We start from the raw sequence: 16,943 nt of genomic DNA on the forward strand, positions 1-16,943 counted from the left end.
ACGCTGTGTTGTCGAGACGCCGTGGGATATTTCACGGCACCGCGCCTCACCCGGTGACGTTCTCCCCGGCCAGCGCCAGCAGCTCGGCGACGAACTCCGCCGGCCGTTCCAGGTGCGGGCTGTGCCCGCAGCCGGGCAGCACGACCTCCCGGTACGTCCCGCCGGCCGCCGCGTACCGGTCCAGCACCGCGCGGGTCTGCCCCACCATCGGCTGGGGCGGGCACTGCTGCGCGCCGGGCCAGCCGGGCACCACACCGAGCTGACCGAGGTACGCCAGGTCGAACAGCGAGGTGTCCGAGACGATCACGTCGGCGTCACCGCGTACCCAGGTCACCGGCGGCTTGACCGGCACGGCGACCAGCGCGTCGGCGAGCCGGAAGTGGGCCGGGGCGAGCGCGTTGAGCACGCCGCGCCCCCCGGCGGCGGTCCCCGGCCAGTGGGCCGAGGCGACAGCCGTGCCCGGGTAGTTGTCGTCGCCGGTGGCGGTGGTCAGCATGCTCTCCAGCAGCAGGTCCTCGTCGTCGCCCAGCGCGGCGGGGTCGGCCACGTACGCGGCGCGCAGCACCGCGCGCGGGCTGGTCGGACCGTCCGCGCTCCGGTCACCGGCGGCGAGCCGGGCCACGAAGTCCGGGTTCGCGCCGCCGGCGCCGGTGCCGGCGAAGTCGGGCGTGGTGGGGGTGCCGTCGCGGTCCCGGGTGCCGCCGAAGCCGTACGGGGACACCGGAGCCTCCAGCAGCAGTCCCGCCACCCGATCCGGGTGGCCGACGAGCAGCCGCATCGCGACGCCACCGCCCAGCGAGTGCCCGGCCACCACCGGCCGGGCGCCGGACGGGAACAGCTCCGGGACGTCCAGCAGCGCGGCCACGTCGTCGGCGAAGTCGTCCAGCCCTCGGGTGGCGTCGACCGGCGCGGTGTCGGTCTCGCCGTACCCGCGCAGGTCGGGGGCGACCACCCGCAGCGTCTCCGGGAGCCGGGCCAGCAGCGGTTCCCAGAACGCGGAGGACGAGACGTTGCCGTGCACCAGCAGCACCGGCACGCCGTCCGGTGGACCGGCCACGCGGACCGCCTGGGTGATGCCGTTGGCCTGGACCGTGAGCCGTTCGCTGCGCATCCGCGCATGCTGGCACGCCCGCGCGACCCCGGTCCATGTGTCCCACCGACACAGCACCCCACCCCGACATGGCCCCACCCGCCCCACTCCGCCGGCCCGGCCTTGCGGCCGGCGGGTGCCGGGCCTCGGCGTTGCCGGGCCGCTAGCGAACGTCGGCCGGCTGGGCCTCACGCGCCTCGATCGGCTGGCGCGGCCCGGGGACGGGCAGCGGCAGGGTGGGCCGCTGGTCGCGGCGGAGCGCGCCGAAGCTCATCCCGACCGGGTCGGTCCGGGCCACGCCCGGGTCGTAGAGGCGCAGGTCGGTGCGGCCCAGCCGGACCACGTCGCCGTCGGCGATGGCCACACTGCCGGTGACCCGGGTGTCGTTGAGCCAGGTGCCGTTTGTCGAGCTGAGGTCGGTGAGCAGCACCCCCTCCGGGGTGGCCCGTACGGAGGCGTGCCGCCGGCTCAGGTGCGGGTCGGCAAGCACGATGTCGGCGGTCGGCGCGCGGCCGATCACCTGTGCCTCCTGGCCGACCCGGAACGTGAGCCCCCGCATCGCCCCGCCCGACACCGTCAGCAACGGCATCAGCTCAGGATGCTCCTTCATGGACAGTCGACCTCCACCCCATCGCCCCGCGGCGTCAGCCTGCCACCTCACCGTAGCGGCTTGCACCCCCGCCCGGTCACCCCCGCGACCCCGGCCGGTCATCTCCCGTTCGCCGTTTCGGACGGCACCTCCGTCGATGCGACGGCTGATCGTCCGCGCAGCGTACGGCGCGTTCCACACCTACCAGCGAGTAATCTTCGGGTCTAGACTTCGGCCATGACCGCTGTGCATGTGCCGGGTGCCCCGCTCATCTCCGAGGGTCTGCTGGTGTCGACCAGCCCGGCCACCGGCGCCGAGGCAGGCAGATTCCCGCTGGCCGACGAGGCGGACGTGCGTGCCGCGGTCGACCGCGCCCGGGCGGCCGGCGACTGGTGGGCCGGGCTCGGTTCCGCCGGCCGGCGGGACCGCCTCCAGCGCTGGCGCGGCGTGCTCGCCCGGCGGATCGAGGAGCTGGCCGACCTGATGCACACCGAGGGCGGCAAGCCGGTCGGTGACGCCGTGGTGGAGATCCTCACCGCGCTGGAGCACATCGACTGGGCGGCCCGCAACGCCCGGCGGGTGCTCGGGCCGCGCCGGGTCCGCTCCCGCCTGATCCTCGCCGAGTTCACCGGTCACCTCGAATACCAGCCGTACGGCGTGGTCGGCGTGATCGGCCCGTGGAACTATCCGGTCTTCACGCCGATCGGTTCCGTCGCGTACGCGCTCGCGGCCGGCAACGCCGTGGTGTTCAAGCCGAGCGAGTACACCCCGGCGGTCGGTCAGTGGCTGGTCGACCGGTTCGCCGAGGTCGTGCCGGAGCAGCCGGTGTTCCAGGCGGTGCACGGCTTCGGCGCGGTCGGTGCGGCGCTGTGCCGCTCCGGGGTGGGCAAGGTGGCGTTCACCGGCTCGACAGCGACCGCGAAGCGGGTGATGGCCGCCTGCGCCGAGACGCTCACGCCGGTGCTGCTGGAGGCCGGCGGCAAGGACGCGATGATCGTGGACGCCGACGCCGACCTGGACGCCGCCGCGGAGGCGTGCGTGTGGGGCGGGCTGACGAACGCCGGCCAGACGTGCATCGGCATCGAGCGGGTCTACGCGGTCGACCAGGTCTTCGACGCCTTCGTGGACAAGGTGGTGGCGAAGGCCGGGCGGCTCACCGTCGGCGCCGACGGGTCCGACCTCGGACCGATCACCATGCCGTCGCAGATCGATGTCATCCGGCGGCACATCGACGACGCGCTCGACCGGGGCGGCCGGGCGGTGCTCGGCGGCCCGGAGGCGGTCCAGCCGCCGTACGTGCACCCGACGGTCCTGGTCGACGTGCCGGAGGACTCGGCGGCCGTGCAGGAGGAGACGTTCGGCCCGACGCTCGTGGTCAACCGGGTCCGTGACGTGGACGAGGCGGTCGAGCGGGCAAACGCGCTGCCGTACGGGCTCGGGGGTTCGGTCTTCGGCCGGGCGCGGGCGGTGGCGGTGGCGCGGCGGCTGCGCTCCGGGATGGCCTCGGTCAACTCGGCGCTGACGTTCGCCGGCATGTCGACGCTGCCGTTCGGCGGCACCGGCGAGTCCGGCTTCGGCCGCATCCACGGCGAGGAGGGCCTGCGCGAGTTCGGCCGGCCCAAGTCGGTCACCCGCCGCCGGGCCCGGTCGCTGCTGCCGGCGATGACGTTCGAGCGCACCCCGGCCGACGTCGCCCGCCTGGTCAAGATCGCCAAGCTCATGTACGGCCGGGGCCGCTGAGGCGGCACCTCAGAACAGCGTCAGCTCGTCGCGCTCGATGCCGCGCAGCTTGTCGTAGTCGACCACCACGCACCGGATGCCCCGGTCGGTGGCGAGCACCCGCGCCTGCGGCTTGATCTCCTGCGCGGCGAACACCCCGGAGACCGGCGCGAGCAGCGGATCGCGGTTCATCAGCTCCAGGTAGCGGGTGAGCTGCTCCACGCCGTCGATCTCGCCGCGCCGCTTCACCTCGACCGCCACCGCACCGCCGACCGCGTCCCGGCAGAGCAGGTCGACCGGCCCGATGGCGGTCATGTACTCCCGCCGGACCAGCGTGAAGCCCTCCCCCAGCGTCTCCGGGTTCGCGGCGAGCAGTTCCTGCAGGTGGGCTTCGACGCCGTCCTTGCGCAGGCCCGGGTCCACGCCCAGCTCGTACGAGGTGTCCTGGAAGATCTCCTCCAGGGTGATGCGCAGCTCCTCGCCGGCCTTGTTCACCACCCGCCAGACGCCGGGGGCCTCCTCCAGCCGGCAGGGCGGGCTCATCCAGTTCAACGGCTTGTAGGCCCGGTCGTCGGCGTGGATCGACACCGACCCGTCCGCCTTCACCATGAGCAACCGGGTCGCCGGGGGCAGGTGGGCCGAGAGCCGTCCGACATAGTCCACCGAGCACTTCGCAATCACCAACCGCACCCGCCGAGGGTAGCCGAGTCCCCGGCGGACGCCGACGAGCGCCACTGGCGCACCGGTGCCATATTGAGATCGTGCTCGAAGTCCTCACCGGTTCCGGCCTGGCCGCCTCGGCGGGCCTGAACGCCTACATCCCGCTGTTGCTGATGGGGCTGCTGTCCCGCTACACCGACCTGGTCGAGCTGCCGAGCGGCTGGCAGTGGCTCGGCAACGGCTGGGTGGTGCTGATCCTCGCGGTCCTGCTCGCGGTCGAAGTGGTGGCCGACAAGGTGCCGGTGGTCGACCACGTCAACGACGTGGTGCAGACAGTGGTCCGGCCGACCGCCGGCGGGCTCGCGTTCGGCGCGGGCGCCGGCTCCGAGACGGTGACCGTGAGCGACCCGGACACGTTCTTCTCCACGCACCAGTGGGTGCCGGTCCTGGTCGGTGTGCTCATCGCGCTCGGCGTGCACCTGCTCAAGGCCGCGGCACGGCCGGTCATCAACGCGACCACGGCCGGGGTGGGCGCGCCGGTGGCCAGCACCGCCGAGGACGCGACGAGCGTGGTCATGTCGGTGGTGGCGCTGCTGCTGCCGGTGCTGGTCCTGGTGTTCCTGGTCGCCCTGGTGATCTTCGTGCCCTGGCTGGTCCGCCGTCGGCGGGAGCGGCGCCGCGAACGCGCCGCCGCCCGGGAGGCCGGCTTCCGCGTCTGACCCGCACCGACTTCTGAAACCTCTAAAATCGGGGCAAGAAACCCAAGGAGGTACGGGAGATGACCGCGTCGTTGGAGATGCCCCGGGTCCAGGAGTGCGCCGTCAGGTCCTGCGCCTACAACCACACGAACGACTGCCACGCCTTCGCCATCACGATCGGCAGCAGCGACCACGCCCACTGCCACACGTTCGTGGAGATGCCGGTGCGCGGCGGCCTCGACCAGTTGGTCGCCCAGGTCGGCGCGTGCTCACGCGCCGACTGCCGGCACAACTCCGACCTGGAGTGTCGCGCCCCGGCCATCACCGTAGGCCCCAACATGGACATGGCCGACTGCATGACCTACGAGAGCCGCTGAGCCGCGCGCAGGCGGGCGTTAAGCGCGCAGGCGGGCGTTAAGAAGGGGCCCCTTCACTACCGGAGGCGTTAAGAGGGGGCCCTTCCTTTCAATCCAGCGCGTTCGCCTCGCGGATCACGGTGACCAGTTCGTCGATGATGCCGGTGAGCGCGAAGTCCTTCGGCGTGAACACCCGGGCCACCCCGGCGGTCCGCAGCGCCTCGGCGTCGGCGGCCGGGATGATCCCGCCCACCACCACCGGCAGGTCTCCCCGCCCGGCCGCGCGCAGCCCGTCCAGCACCGCCGGCACGGCGGCCAGGTGCGAGCCGGACAGCACGGAGAGCCCGACCAGGTCGACGTCCTCCTCCACCGCCGCCGCCACGATCTGCCCGGCGGTCAGCCGGATGCCCTGGTAGACCACCTCGAAGCCGGCGTCGCGGGCGCGTACCGCGATCTGCTCCGCGCCGTTGGAGTGCCCGTCCAGCCCCGGCTTGCCGACGAGCAGCCGCAGCCGGCCGCTGCCCAGCTCCCGGGCGGTCGCGACGACCCGCTCGCGGACCCCGGCGAGGGTCGCGTCACCGGCCGCCCCGGCGGCCCCGGCCAGGCCGGTCGGCGCGCGGTACTCGCCGTACACCTGGCGCAGCGCGCCCGCCCACTCGCCGGTGGTGACACCGGCGCGCACGCATTCGAGCGTCGCCGCCATCAGGTTCGCCGTGGTGGCGGCGTCGGCGCGCAGCTTCGCCAGCGCCTCCTCCACCGCTGCCGCGTCCCGGTCGGCCCGCCACCGGCGTACGCCGTCGGTGGCCGCCTCCTCGACGGCCGGGTCCACCTGCTCGATCGCCTCGGCGCCGGCCGCGGTGAGCGGCGACGGCTCGGTCTCGGTGAACCGGTTGACGCCGACTACCACGTCCGAGCCGGACTCCATCCGGCGGCGCCGGTCGGCGAGCGAGGCCACCAGCGCGCTCTTGAGGTAGCCGGTCTCGACGGCGGTCACCACGCCGCCCATCTCCAGCACCTTCTCCAGCTCGACCCGGGCGCCGGCGACGATGTCGTCGACCAGCGCGGTCATCACGTGCGAGCCGGCGAACAGGTCCGGGTACTCCAGCAGGTCCGACTCGTACGCCAACACCTGCTGCATGCGCAGCGACCACTGCTGGTCCCACGGGCGGGGCAGGCCCAGCGCCTCGTTCCAGGCGGGCAGTTGCAGGGCCCGGGCGCGGGCGTCGCGGGACAGCGTGACGCCGAGCATCTCCAGCACGATCCGCTGGATGTTGTTCTCCGGCTGCGCCTCGGTCAGGCCCAGCGAGTTGACCTGGACGCCGTAGCGGAACCGGCGCTGCTTCGGGTTCTCCACGCCGTAGCGGTCGCGGGTGATCTCGTCCCAGAGCGCGCCGAACGCGCGCATCTTGGCGATCTCCTCGACGAAGCGCACCCCGGCGTTGACGAAGAACGAGATCCGCTGGACCACGTCGCCCATCCGCTCGGCCGGCACCTGGCCGGAGTCGCGTACGGTGTCCAGCACGGCGACGGCGGTGGCCAGCGCGAAGCCGACCTCCTGCACCGGCGTGGCGCCCGCCTCCTGGAGGTGGTACGAGCAGATGTTCACCGGGTTCCACCGGGGCATCTCCCGCAGCGTGTACGCGATCACGTCGGCGGTCAGCCGCAGCGACGCGGCCGGCGGGAAGATGTACGTCCCCCGGGACAGGTACTCCTTGATGATGTCGTTCTGCGTGGTGCCGGCGCAGCGGCTCAGCTCCGCGCCCTGCTCGGCGGCGACGGTGCCGTAGAGGCCGAGCAGCCACATCGCCGGGGCGTTGATGGTCATCGAGGTGTTCATCTCGGCGAGCGGGATGCCCTCGAACAGCGCCCGCATGTCGCCCAGGTGCGACACCGGCACGCCGACCCGGCCCACCTCACCGGAGGCCAGCTCGTGGTCCGGGTCGTACCCGGTCTGGGTGGGCAGGTCGAAGGCGACCGACAGGCCGGTCTGCCCCTTCGCCAGGTTGCGGCGGAAGAGCGAGTTGGTGGCCGCGGCGGAGGAGTGCCCGGCGTACGTGCGCATCACCCACGGGCGGTCCCGCTCGGGCAGCCGTCCCGGCATCGCGTCGTCCATGGCCGGAGTTTAAGTTACCGTTCAGTAAAAGAGAGTGTGGAAAACCACACAACCCGATGGCCGCACCGGTGGGTCGGCACTCGGCCGGCCCACCGCACGGGTCATTCGCTGCGGGCGGTCTCCGGACCGGTGATCCGTTCCAGCAGCGGCAGGGTGGCCGCGATGACGGCGAGGCAGCCCAGCACGCCGAGGGCCATGACCGCCGCGAACCCGGCCCCTGGTAGGCGCAGGTCGTAGCCCATCTGCGCGCGCAGGAACAGGTGCGCGGCGGCCAGTCCCATCCCGACCGCGACCACGGCGACGGTCAGCAGCGGCACCACGCTCTCCAGCGTCACCACGCGGCGCAGCAGCCGTACCGGGGCGCCACTGAGCCGCAGCAGGCTGAACGGCCGCCTCCGTTCACTGAGACCGGCCGCCACCGCCACGGCCAGGCTGCATCCGGCGAGCGCGAGACCGGCCACCACGACGAGGTCGGCCAGCCGCTGCCAGCCCCGCATGGTGTCGGCGAAGTCGGCCTCGAAGTCGCCGGGCACGTTCGGGGCCACGAAGAAGGTGGGGAATGCGGCTTCGAGGACCGTCCGGGCCCGCTCCACCGCGACCGGGTCCGCCGCGTCGACCGCCACCGAATCCGCCGGGAGTCCCGCGAGGGCAGCCGGGTCCACCGGGGACGACGGCCAGACCCGGTCGGCCGAGGCGGACTCCCGCCAGGGGATCAGGCCCGGCGGCACCTCGGCGACGCTCGTCCCCGTGGCGCACCGCCCGTAGGCGGGCGGGATGTCCGCGCAGGCGATCACCCCGGAGTCGCGGCCGTCACCGCGTACCGGGTTCTGCCGGACGAGCACCGGGTTGCGGACGCCGGGAACCGCCGCCAGATCGGCCAGCAGCGTGCCCGGCGCCGGGGCGTCGTCCATCAGCACCATCGACAGCCGGCCGGCCTCCAGGGAACCCCGGGGCGCCGGACCGCGCTCGTGCGCGATCGTCGCCATCACGCCCACGGCCACCGTCGTGACGAACAGCGCGAGCATCACGCCGCTCACCGCCCGGAACCCGGCGGACGGGTTGTCGGCTAGCCGGCGCGCGGCGATCAGCGCGGCCGGCCGGCTGGCCCGGGCGGCCATCGCCCGGGCGCCGACCATGGTCAGCCACGGGCCGCCGGTGAGCAGCCCGACCATGACCAGCAGCAGGGCGGGCAGGAACAGCGCCGTCTGGCCGTCCGACGTGGGCGGCCGGTACACCAGGGCGAAGCCCAGCCCGGCCAGGCCGAGCGCGAGCGGGATCAGCCGGTACGCCCGGGGCGGCCGGGGTGTGACGCGGCGGCTGACACCGAGCGGGGAGATCCGGACCCGGCGCAGCGCGACCCAGGCCGCGGCCGCCGCGCCCGCCGGCACGCCGAGCGCCACCAGGAGGGCCTCCGGCGCGCCGATGGCCATGTCGCCGGGGAAGAACGGCATGCCGGTGAACGGGATGCCGGCGAGCTGCCCGCGGAACGCGAAGAACGCCGCGGAGCCGGCCGCCGCGCCGGCCGCCGCCGCGAGCGCGGCCTCGACGGCCGCGACCGCCGAGATCTGCCGGGGCGTGGCCCCGACCAGCCGCATCGCGGCGAACCGCTGCTCCCGGCGGGCAGCGCCGAGCCGGGTCGCCGTGCCGATGAAGACGAGTACGGGGAACAGCAGTCCGCCCGCGGCCACGCCGAGGATGAGGTCGACAGCCGCACCCGGCAGCGAAGCGCTGTTGTCGTCGAGCCGGGTGATCTTCCGGACCTGGTCGAGCCTGCCCACCTGCTCCGGGGTGCCGCCGACCAGGACGAGCAGGGTGTCCGGCGAGGTGAGCGCCGCCGGCCCGACGGCGCCGAGGTCCCGGCCCGGGTAGCGGTCGGCGAGCTGGTCGGCAGGGGTGGCGGCCAGCAGCCTCCGCAGCGCCGGGGAGGCGTAGAACTCGCCGGGTCCTGGGGTACGGGGGACGCCGACCGGCGTGGGCGCGTCCGGGCCGGTCGCGGCGACGTCGACCCGGATGATCTGATCGCCGCGGAAGTAGTCGGTCCGGGTGGACCACAGCAGCGGGTCGGCGGACCCGCCCGCCGTCTCCTGCGGGTACATCGACGCGTAGCGGGTGAGCTGGGCGTCGGTGGCGTGCACACCAGCGAGCGTGGTGAGCAGCAGGCCGGTGCCGACCGCGACGGCGGCGGCGATGGCTACCAGCCGGACCAGCGCCTCCCGGCCACCGGCGACGGCGAGCCGGAGCGCGAGCCCGATCATGAGGCGACCCCGGCGGGGGCGTTGACCCGGCCGTCCCGCACCATGACCTCCCGGTCGGCGTACGCGGCGATGCGCGCCTCGTGCGTCACCAGGACGACTGTGGTGCTCTTCTCGCGGGCGGCGTCCACCAGCAGCGTCATCACCTCCTCGCCGGTGAGCGAGTCGAGCGCGCCGGTGGGCTCGTCGGCGAACAGCACCCGGGGCTCGGCGACCAGGCCGCGAGCGAGGGCGACCCGCTGGGCCTGCCCGCCGGACAGCTCCCCGGAGCGGCGGTGCTCCATGCCGGCCAGGCCGAGCCGCTCGAACCAGCCCCGCGCGGCGCGCAGCGCCGGGGTACGGCGGACACCGCGCAGCAGCAGCGGCAGCGCCACGTTCTCCGCCGCGGTGAGTTCCGGCACGAGCTGGCCGAACTGGAAGACGAAGCCGAAGCTGTCGCGGCGCAGCGCGCTGCGGTCGGCCTCGCCGAGCGTGTCGATCCGGGTGCCGTCGAACCGGACCTCGCCGGAGTCGGGGCGCAGGATGCCGGCCAGGCAGTGCAGCAACGTCGACTTGCCGGAGCCGCTCGGTCCCATCACGGCGACGACCTCGCCGGCGGCCACGGCGAGGCTCGCGCCGCGCAGGGCGGGTGTCTCGCCGAACGCGTACGTGACGTCGCGTGCCTCGATCATCGGGCTCATGGCCGTACCGCCTTTCTCAGGGCGTCCAGCCGGGTGCCCGTCGTCTCGATCCACCGCAGGTCCGCCTCGAGGTGGTAGAGGCCGTGGTCGGCCAGCATCACGTCGACGAGTTCGCCGCTGCGCTTGATCTCGGTGAGTTCGCGCATCCGGCGCAGGTGTGCGGCGCGCTGGGTGTCCAGGTACTCCTCGGCCGGGCGGTCGAGCATCAGCGCGAGCACGACCTTGGTGAACAACAGGGTCTGCAGGTGCGGTTCCGGTTCGACCGGCTCGGTCAGCCAGTGCTCCACCTCGGTGGCGCCCACGTCGGTGATGACGTAGCGCTTGCGGTCCGGCCCGGCGCCGGAAGCGACGTCGCCGACCACCACCTTGCCGTCGCGGGCGAGCCGGCTCAGCGTCGAGTAGACCTGCCCGTACGGCAGCGGCTTGCCGCGCCCGAAGAAGGTGTCGTAGTCGCGCTTGAGGTCGTAGCCGTGGCTCGGTTCGCGTTCGAGCAGGCCGAGCAGGGTCAGGGGAACGGTCATGACCAGAGACTACACCGAGTGTATACCTCGCGTATATAGCCGACCCGGCAGTGGAACGGGCCACCGCACGACGCACACTTGACGTCATGGAGAACGAGCTCGCGATTTCCGTGCGAGGGCTGCGCAAGGCGTACGGCGACAACGTCGCCGTCGCCTCGGTGGACCTGGACGTCCACCGGGGTGAGGTGTTCGCCCTGCTCGGTCCGAACGGCGCCGGCAAGACCACCACGGTCGAGATCCTGGAGGGCTACCGGCAGCGCGACGCCGGCGAGGTACGCGTCCTCGGCGCCGACCCGGCCCACCCCGACGCCGGCTGGCGCTCCCGGGTCGGCATCGTGCTCCAGGGCACCGGCGAGTTCGACGAGCTCACCGTCAGCGAGGTGGTCCGCCACTTCTCCGGCTTCTACCCGGAGGCCGACGACCCGGACAAGGTGGTCGAGCGGGTCGGGCTGGGCGCCAAGGCCAAAGCGCGCACGCACACGCTCTCCGGCGGGCAGAAGCGCCGCCTGGACGTGGCGCTGGGCATCATCGGCCGCCCCGAGCTGCTCTTCCTCGACGAGCCGACCACCGGCTTCGACCCGGAGGCCCGGCGCGATTTCTGGGAGCTGATCCGGGACCTGTCCGCCGCCGGCACCACGATCGTGCTCACCACCCACTACCTGGACGAGGCCGAGGCGCTCGCCGACCGGGTCGGCGTGATCGCCGCCGGGCGGGTGATCGAGGTCGCGCCGCCGAACGCGCTGGGCAACCGGCAGGAGTCGCTGGCGACCGTCTCCTGGCGTACCCCCGACGGGACGCCGGCGTCGGCGGAGACCGCGACGCCGACGGCGCTGGTGTACGACCTGGCCGCGCGCTTCGGCGGCGAGGTACCCGGCCTCACCGTGACCCGGCCGACCCTGGAAGACGTCTACCTGCGGATGATCGGACACTCATGACCACCACGACGAAACCGGCGGCCCCGGTCACCGCCGCGACCGCTGCCCGGCGGCCCGGCGCGGGCACGCTGGCGCTGCGCCAGGGGCGGCTGGAGATCACCCAGTTCCTGCGCAGCCGGGAGTCCGTCGTGTTCACGATGGGCTTCCCGATCATCATGATCCTGATCTTCGCGGCGATCTTCAGCGACGACATCGCGCCCGGGGTCAGCTACACGCAGTACTTCATCACCGGAATGATCGCGACCGGCCTGATGACAGTCAGCTTCCAGAACCTCGGCATCTGGATCCCGATCGAGCGGGACCGGGGCGTGCTCAAGCGCTACCGCGGCACGCCGATGCCGAAGTGGGTCTGGTTCGCCGGCAAGGTGATCATGGTGGTGGTCATCGGCATCGCCGAGACCGTGCTGCTGCTCGCCGTCTCGGTGGCGATGTTCGACCTGGACCTGCCGCAGACCACCGCCAAGTGGCTGACGTTCGCCTGGGTCTCCGTGCTCGGCGTCACCGCCTGCACGCTGTGCGGCATCGCGATCTCGTCGCTGGCCCGCACCGCCCGCAGCGGCTCGGCGGTGGTCACCCCGGTCGCGCTGGTGCTCCAGTTCATCTCCGGCGTGTTCTTCGTCTTCACCAGCCTGCCCACCTGGATGCAGCAGGTCGCGGCGATCTTCCCGCTCAAGTGGATGTGCCAGGGGCTGCGCTCGGTGTTCCTGCCGGACAGCTTCGGCGCCCGGGAGCCGGGCGGCTCGTTCGAGCTGGGCACCGTCGCGCTGGTGCTGGGCGCCTGGTGCGTCATCGGCCTGGTGCTGTGCCTGACCACGTTCCGCTGGACCACCAAGCGCGACGGCTGAGGTGCAAGGAAGGGCCCCCTATTAACGCCTCCGGTAGAGCAAGGGCCCCCTATTAACAACGCACGTTAAGAAGGGGCCCTTCCTTACACCCGGGTGGCACACTCGCTGGCATGGCACACACGCTGACCCGGCGGACGGTGCTCACCGCCGCCGCCGGGATCGCCGGGGCCGGCCTGGTCGGCGGCCTGGCCGCCCGGCAACTGGCCGGCCCCCGCCCGGGACCGGCCCCGGACCTGCCGGACGCCCCGCCCGGCGACGAGCGGCTGATCCGCATCGCGTCCGCCGCGCGCGGCCGCGAGGTGGACTTCTGGACGGCCGTGCCCGACGGGTACGGCGACGGCCGCGGCCTGCCCGTCTGCCTGGTGCTGCACGGCGCGTCGGCCACCCCGCGCGACTACGGCCGGTTCGGGCTGGCCCGCTTCCTCACCGACGCGGTACGCCGGGGCGCCCCGCCGTTCGCGCTCGCGGGCGCCACCGGCGGGCGGCTGTCCTGGCGGGCGGCCGGTGACGACGACCCGCAGCGGATGGTGCGCGAGGAGGTACCCACCTGGTGTGCCCGGCGCGGTTTCGACAGCAGCCGGCTGGCCGTGTGGGGCTGGTCGATGGGCGGCTTCGGCGCGTTGCTGCTGGCCGAGACGTACCCGAAGTGGTTGCGGATGGCGGCGGCCTTCTCCCCCGCGGTGAGCCCCGGCGACGCGGTCTTCACCGGCGTGGAGAAGCTGCGCGGCACCCCGGTCGGGCTCTGGTGCGGGCGGCAGGACAACTTCCTCTCCGACGTCCGCGCGCTGGCCCGGGTGCTGCCCGAGGAGCCGGTACGCGCCGCCTGGGCCGACGGGCGGCACAACTTCGGCTACTGGGGCACAGTCATCCCGGACGCGTTCGCGCTGATCGGCACCGCGCTCAGCCCGCCCCGCACGTGAACCGGCCACGGACGTGAACCGCCCCCGGCCGCGCGGGCCGGGGGCGGGACGGGCCGGTCAGTACGAGTAGAAGCCCTGGCCGGTCTTGCGGCCCAGGTCGCCGGCGGTGGCCATGCGCTGGAGCAGCTCCGGCGGGAAGAACTTCTCGTCGGCGGTGTCGGTGTAGATGTTGCGGGTGGCGTTGAGCAGCACGTCCACGCCGGTCAGGTCGACGGTGGCGAGCGGGCCCATGGCGTGGCCGAAGCCCAGCTTGCAGGCGGTGTCCAGGTCCTCGGCGGAGATCACGCCGGACTCGACGAGCTTGACCGCCTCCATCGCCAGCGCGCAGATCAGCCGGGTGGTGACGAAACCGGCGATGTCCCGGTTGACCACCACCACGGTCTTGCCGATCCCCTCGGCGAACGACTTCACCGTCTCCATCGTCGCGTCGCTGGTCTTGTAGCCGCGTACCAGCTCGCAGAGCTTCATCATCGGCACCGGCGAGAAGAAGTGGGTGCCGACGACCGACTCCGGGCGTTCGGTGGCGGTGGCGATCTGGGTCACCGGGATGGCGGAGGTGTTGGTGGCGAGCACCGCGTCCGCCTTGCAGATCTTGTCGAGCGCGCGGAACACCTCATGCTTGATCTCGATCTTCTCGAAGACCGCCTCGACCACGATGTCCGCGTCGGCGGCTGCCTCCAGTTCGGTGGTCGGGGTGATCCGGCCCAGCGTCGCCTCGACGTCGGACGCCTCGATCTTGCCCTTCTCGGCGAACTTCGTCAGCGACTTCCGGATGCCGTCCACACCGCGCTTCGTGGCCGCGTCGTCGATGTCGCGCAGCGTCACCTGCCAGCCCGCCTGCGCCGCCACCTGGGCGATGCCCGAGCCCATCAGCCCGGCACCGACTACCGCGAGTCGACCCGCCATCTGCTTCTCCCTCGCCGTGTTCTGCAACGTCTGCCAGAACCCTACTTAACGAGGGATAAGCCCCGGCCGTCAGATGGCCAGGTCCGGCTCCTCCGGCGCGGTGCCGCGCTCCACCTCGACGCCGAGTGCCAGCAGGTCGGCCACGAAGTCCGGGTAGCCCCGGTCGACGTGGTGCACGTGCGAGACCTCGGTCAGCCCGTCGGCGCAGAGCCCGGCGATGATCAGGCCGGCGCCGGCCCGGATGTCGGTGGCGCGTACCGGGGCGCCGGACAGCCGCTCCTGGCCGCACACCAGGGCGTGGTGGCCGTCGGTACGGATCTCCGCGCCCAGCCGCATCATCTCGTTGGCGAACATGAACCGGCCGTCGAAGATGTTCTCGGTGATCAGCGAGCCGCCGTCGCTGACCGCCGCCAGCCCGATCGCCATCGGCAGCAGGTCGGTCGCGAACCCCGGGTACGGCAGCGTGACCACGTCGACCGCCCGCGGGCGGTCGTCCATCCGTACCCGGAAGGCGTCACCCCGGGTCTCGACCAGGCCGCCGGCCGCGACCAGCTTGTCCAGCGCGACCTCCAGGTACGCCGGGTCGAGGCCGGTCACCGTCACGTCGCCGCGGGTCATCGCGGCGGCGAACGCCCAGGTGCCGGCGACGATCCGGTCCCCCACGGCGGCGTGCCGGACCGGCCGCAACTCGGGTACGCCGACGATGTGCAGCGTCGACGTGCCGGCCCCCTCGATCCGGGCGCCCATCCGGTTCAGCATCGTGCAGATGTCGACGATCTCCGGCTCCCGGGCCGCGTTGTCGATCGTCGTACCGCCCCGGGCCAGCACCGCCGCCATGACCAGGTTCTCGGTCGCGCCCACGCTCGGGAAGTCCAGCACGATGTCGGCGCCGTGCAGCCCGTCCGGCGCCTCGGCGATGACGAAGCCGTGCTCACCGGAGATCTCCGCGCCCATCCGGGCCAGCCCGGCGATGTGCATGTCCAGCCCACGCGAGCCGATGGCGTCACCGCCGGGGTGGGCCACCCGGACGTACCCCCGGCGGGCCAGCAGCGGGCCGAGCACGCAGATCGACGCGCGCAGCCGGCGGACCAGGTCGTAGTCGGCCTCCGCGCCCGGCCGTTCCGGCACGTCGATGAGCACCGAGCGGGACCGCTCCACACCGTCGTGGGCCACCATCGGGTCGACCGGGTCGTCCGGGCCGAAACGTACGCCGCAGCCGAGCCGCCGCAGCACCTCGCCCATGATCGCGATGTCGGTGATCCGGGGCACGTTGGTGATCAGGCTGCGGCCGGGCGCGAGCAGCGCGGCGGCCATCAGTTTCAGCGCGGAGTTCTTCGCACCCACCACGTGCACGGTGCCGGCGAGCCGGGCGTCGCCGCGCACCCGGATGACGTCGACGTCGTTGAGCGCCGGATCGCTCGCGTCCCCCGGCCCCACCGGACTCGGCCGGGCTGGGATGGTCAGGTCCGGTATCCGTAGGCTGTGCGTCATGGCCGTCCACCTCACGCGCATCTACACCAAGGCCGGCGACGCCGGCATGACCAGGCTGAGCAACAACGAGCAGGTGCCGAAGACCGATCCGCGCATTGCCGCGTACGCGGACGTGGACGAGTGCAACGCCTCGATCGGCGTCGCGCTCGCACTGGGGCAGCTCTCGGACGAGCTGCGGGCCGTGCTGGAGTCCGTGCAGAACGACATGTTCGACGTCGGCGCGGACCTGGCGACGCCGGTCGAGCCGGACCCGAAGTACCCGCCGCTGCGGGTGACCGAGGAGTACGTCGAGCGCCTCGAGGGTTGGTGCGACGAGTACAACGCGCGCCTGAGCAAGCTCGACTCCTTCATCCTCCCCGGCGGCACCGCGGGCGCGGCACTGCTGCACGTGGCACGGACGACCGCCCGGCGCGCCGAGCGTGCGGCATGGGCGCTGGTCGCGCACGACCCCGATCGGACGAGTCCCCTCCCGGCAAAGTATCTCAACCGGCTCTCCGATTTGCTCTTTATCCTGTCAAGAACGGCAAATCCGGACGGCGACGTGCTATGGGTACCGGGCGGGAAGCGCTGACCATCGGCGGCCTCCATCACGTGGAGGTGTGGGTACCCGACCTGGCGGCGGCCAGTCGTTCCTGGGGCTGGCTTCTCGGCGAGCTGGGCTGGACGCCGCACCAGGACTGGCCCGCCGGCCGCTCCTGGCGCCTCGACGCGACGTACATCGTGCTGGAGGAGTCACCGGCGCTCACCGGCCGCACCCACGACAGGCGCGCGCCCGGGCTGAACCACATGGCCTTCCACGCCGGCCCGCCGGCCGCCGTCGACCGCCTGGTCACTGCCGCCGAGGGGTACGGCTGGAAGCTGCTGTTCCCCGACCGGCACCCGCACGCGGGCGGCCCGGACAGCTACGCCGCCTACCTGACCGACGGACGGGCAGGGGTACGAGGTCGAACTGGTCGCCGGGACTGACTGAGCCCGAGGACGGTGTGGTCGAACCTGCTCCCGGCCCTGGTCTACCACTGCCGCCGACCGGTGCCACGCTGACCCTTTTCGGTACGCGTGAAGGCCGGCACCCCGTCGTCGGGGTGCCGGCCTGTCTCGCTTACTTGTTCCAGTGTTCGGCGACCAGGTCGGCGGCCTGCTGCTCCCACTGGGCGTAGTGGTCCGGGTA

Annotated in this window: 16 protein-coding genes and 1 pseudogene; 8 read left to right on the forward strand and 9 right to left on the reverse strand. The window is 73.0% G+C overall.

Annotated elements, in window-relative coordinates; translation table 11 throughout:
• Positions 1 to 46: 46 nt before the first annotated feature.
• Positions 47 to 1,111: an alpha/beta hydrolase gene (locus C569_RS0126450; protein WP_018788754.1), complete on the reverse strand. Its 1,065-nt coding sequence runs from the start codon at positions 1,109 to 1,111 to the stop codon at positions 47 to 49.
• A 142-nt stretch (positions 1,112 to 1,253) separates the two neighbouring features.
• The gene (locus C569_RS0126455; protein WP_018788755.1) at positions 1,254 to 1,700 is read right to left on the reverse strand and encodes an FHA domain-containing protein; all 447 of its coding nucleotides are present in this window, start codon (positions 1,698 to 1,700) and stop codon (positions 1,254 to 1,256) included.
• A 216-nt stretch (positions 1,701 to 1,916) separates the two neighbouring features.
• Between C569_RS0126455 and C569_RS0126460 the strand changes: the two genes are divergently transcribed.
• A complete protein-coding gene (locus C569_RS0126460) occupies positions 1,917 to 3,419 on the forward strand; it encodes an aldehyde dehydrogenase family protein (RefSeq protein WP_026268680.1) in 1,503 nt (500 codons plus the stop codon).
• A 9-nt stretch (positions 3,420 to 3,428) separates the two neighbouring features.
• Here the strand turns inward: C569_RS0126460 and nucS are convergent, their stop codons facing one another.
• Positions 3,429 to 4,088, reverse strand: coding sequence for an endonuclease NucS (gene nucS, locus C569_RS0126465; RefSeq protein WP_026268681.1), 660 nt, complete (start codon positions 4,086 to 4,088; stop codon positions 3,429 to 3,431).
• Between the two features lie 71 nt (positions 4,089 to 4,159).
• Here nucS and C569_RS0126470 point away from each other — a divergent pair, with 71 nt between their 5' ends.
• Together C569_RS0126470 and C569_RS0126475 are read left to right on the forward strand one after the other, a co-directional pair.
• The gene (locus C569_RS0126470) at positions 4,160 to 4,777 is read left to right on the forward strand and encodes a DUF4126 domain-containing protein (RefSeq protein ID WP_018788758.1); all 618 of its coding nucleotides are present in this window, start codon (positions 4,160 to 4,162) and stop codon (positions 4,775 to 4,777) included.
• Positions 4,778 to 4,836: 59 nt separating this feature from the next.
• Positions 4,837 to 5,133 carry a DUF1540 domain-containing protein gene (locus C569_RS0126475; protein WP_018788759.1) on the forward strand — a complete coding sequence of 99 codons (297 nt, stop codon included), beginning with the start codon at positions 4,837 to 4,839 and terminating at the stop codon, positions 5,131 to 5,133.
• 88 nt (positions 5,134 to 5,221) lie between these two features.
• Here C569_RS0126475 and C569_RS0126480 read toward each other — a convergent pair whose 3' ends face one another.
• The 4 genes from C569_RS0126480 to C569_RS0126495 all read right to left on the reverse strand — a co-directional run bounded on the left by C569_RS0126480 (position 5,222) and on the right by C569_RS0126495 (position 10,678).
• Entirely contained in the window at positions 5,222 to 7,225 is a 2,004-nt protein-coding gene (locus C569_RS0126480; protein WP_018788760.1) for a protein meaA, read from the reverse strand.
• 101 nt (positions 7,226 to 7,326) lie between these two features.
• Positions 7,327 to 9,480, reverse strand: coding sequence for an FtsX-like permease family protein (locus C569_RS0126485; RefSeq protein ID WP_018788761.1), 2,154 nt, complete (start codon positions 9,478 to 9,480; stop codon positions 7,327 to 7,329).
• On the reverse strand, positions 9,477 to 10,157 hold the full coding sequence (locus C569_RS0126490; protein ID WP_018788762.1) for an ABC transporter ATP-binding protein: 681 nt from the start codon (positions 10,155 to 10,157) through the stop codon (positions 9,477 to 9,479). The genes C569_RS0126485 and C569_RS0126490 overlap by 4 nt, the downstream gene beginning before the upstream one ends.
• Positions 10,154 to 10,678: a PadR family transcriptional regulator gene (locus C569_RS0126495; protein WP_018788763.1), complete on the reverse strand. Its 525-nt coding sequence runs from the start codon at positions 10,676 to 10,678 to the stop codon at positions 10,154 to 10,156. Before C569_RS0126495 ends, C569_RS0126490 begins: the two co-directional genes overlap by 4 nt.
• Before the next feature lie 86 nt (positions 10,679 to 10,764).
• Between C569_RS0126495 and C569_RS0126500 the strand changes: the two genes are divergently transcribed.
• The 3 genes from C569_RS0126500 to C569_RS0126510 all read left to right on the forward strand — a co-directional run bounded on the left by C569_RS0126500 (position 10,765) and on the right by C569_RS0126510 (position 13,378).
• Positions 10,765 to 11,613, forward strand: coding sequence for an ABC transporter ATP-binding protein (locus C569_RS0126500; RefSeq protein ID WP_018788764.1), 849 nt, complete (start codon positions 10,765 to 10,767; stop codon positions 11,611 to 11,613).
• Complete coding sequence (locus tag C569_RS0126505) at positions 11,610 to 12,458, forward strand: ABC transporter permease (protein WP_018788765.1); 849 nt, start codon at positions 11,610 to 11,612, stop codon at positions 12,456 to 12,458. The genes C569_RS0126500 and C569_RS0126505 overlap by 4 nt, the downstream gene beginning before the upstream one ends.
• A gap of 110 nt (positions 12,459 to 12,568) precedes the next feature.
• On the forward strand, positions 12,569 to 13,378 hold the full coding sequence (locus tag C569_RS0126510; protein WP_018788766.1) for an alpha/beta hydrolase family protein: 810 nt from the start codon (positions 12,569 to 12,571) through the stop codon (positions 13,376 to 13,378).
• Between the two features lie 57 nt (positions 13,379 to 13,435).
• Here the strand turns inward: C569_RS0126510 and C569_RS0126515 are convergent, their stop codons facing one another.
• Both C569_RS0126515 and murA read right to left on the reverse strand, forming a co-directional pair.
• A complete protein-coding gene (locus tag C569_RS0126515) occupies positions 13,436 to 14,284 on the reverse strand; it encodes a 3-hydroxyacyl-CoA dehydrogenase family protein (RefSeq protein ID WP_026268682.1) in 849 nt (282 codons plus the stop codon).
• Positions 14,285 to 14,353: 69 nt separating this feature from the next.
• On the reverse strand, positions 14,354 to 15,775 hold the full coding sequence (gene murA, locus C569_RS0126520) for a UDP-N-acetylglucosamine 1-carboxyvinyltransferase (RefSeq protein ID WP_026268683.1): 1,422 nt from the start codon (positions 15,773 to 15,775) through the stop codon (positions 14,354 to 14,356).
• Between murA and C569_RS0126525 the strand changes: the two genes are divergently transcribed.
• A complete protein-coding gene (locus C569_RS0126525) occupies positions 15,774 to 16,346 on the forward strand; it encodes a cob(I)yrinic acid a,c-diamide adenosyltransferase (RefSeq protein ID WP_013475364.1) in 573 nt (190 codons plus the stop codon). The two genes, murA and C569_RS0126525, sit on opposite strands and share 2 nt — an antisense overlap.
• Positions 16,322 to 16,745 (forward strand): annotated as a pseudogene (locus C569_RS31115) (VOC family protein). Before C569_RS0126525 ends, C569_RS31115 begins: the two are co-directional and overlap by 25 nt.
• Positions 16,746 to 16,943: the final 198 nt, after the last annotated feature.

Origin of the sequence: Micromonospora sp. CNB394, assembly GCF_000374985.1 — a bacterium.
Taxonomy (GTDB): Bacteria; Actinomycetota; Actinomycetes; order Mycobacteriales; family Micromonosporaceae; genus Micromonospora; species Micromonospora marina.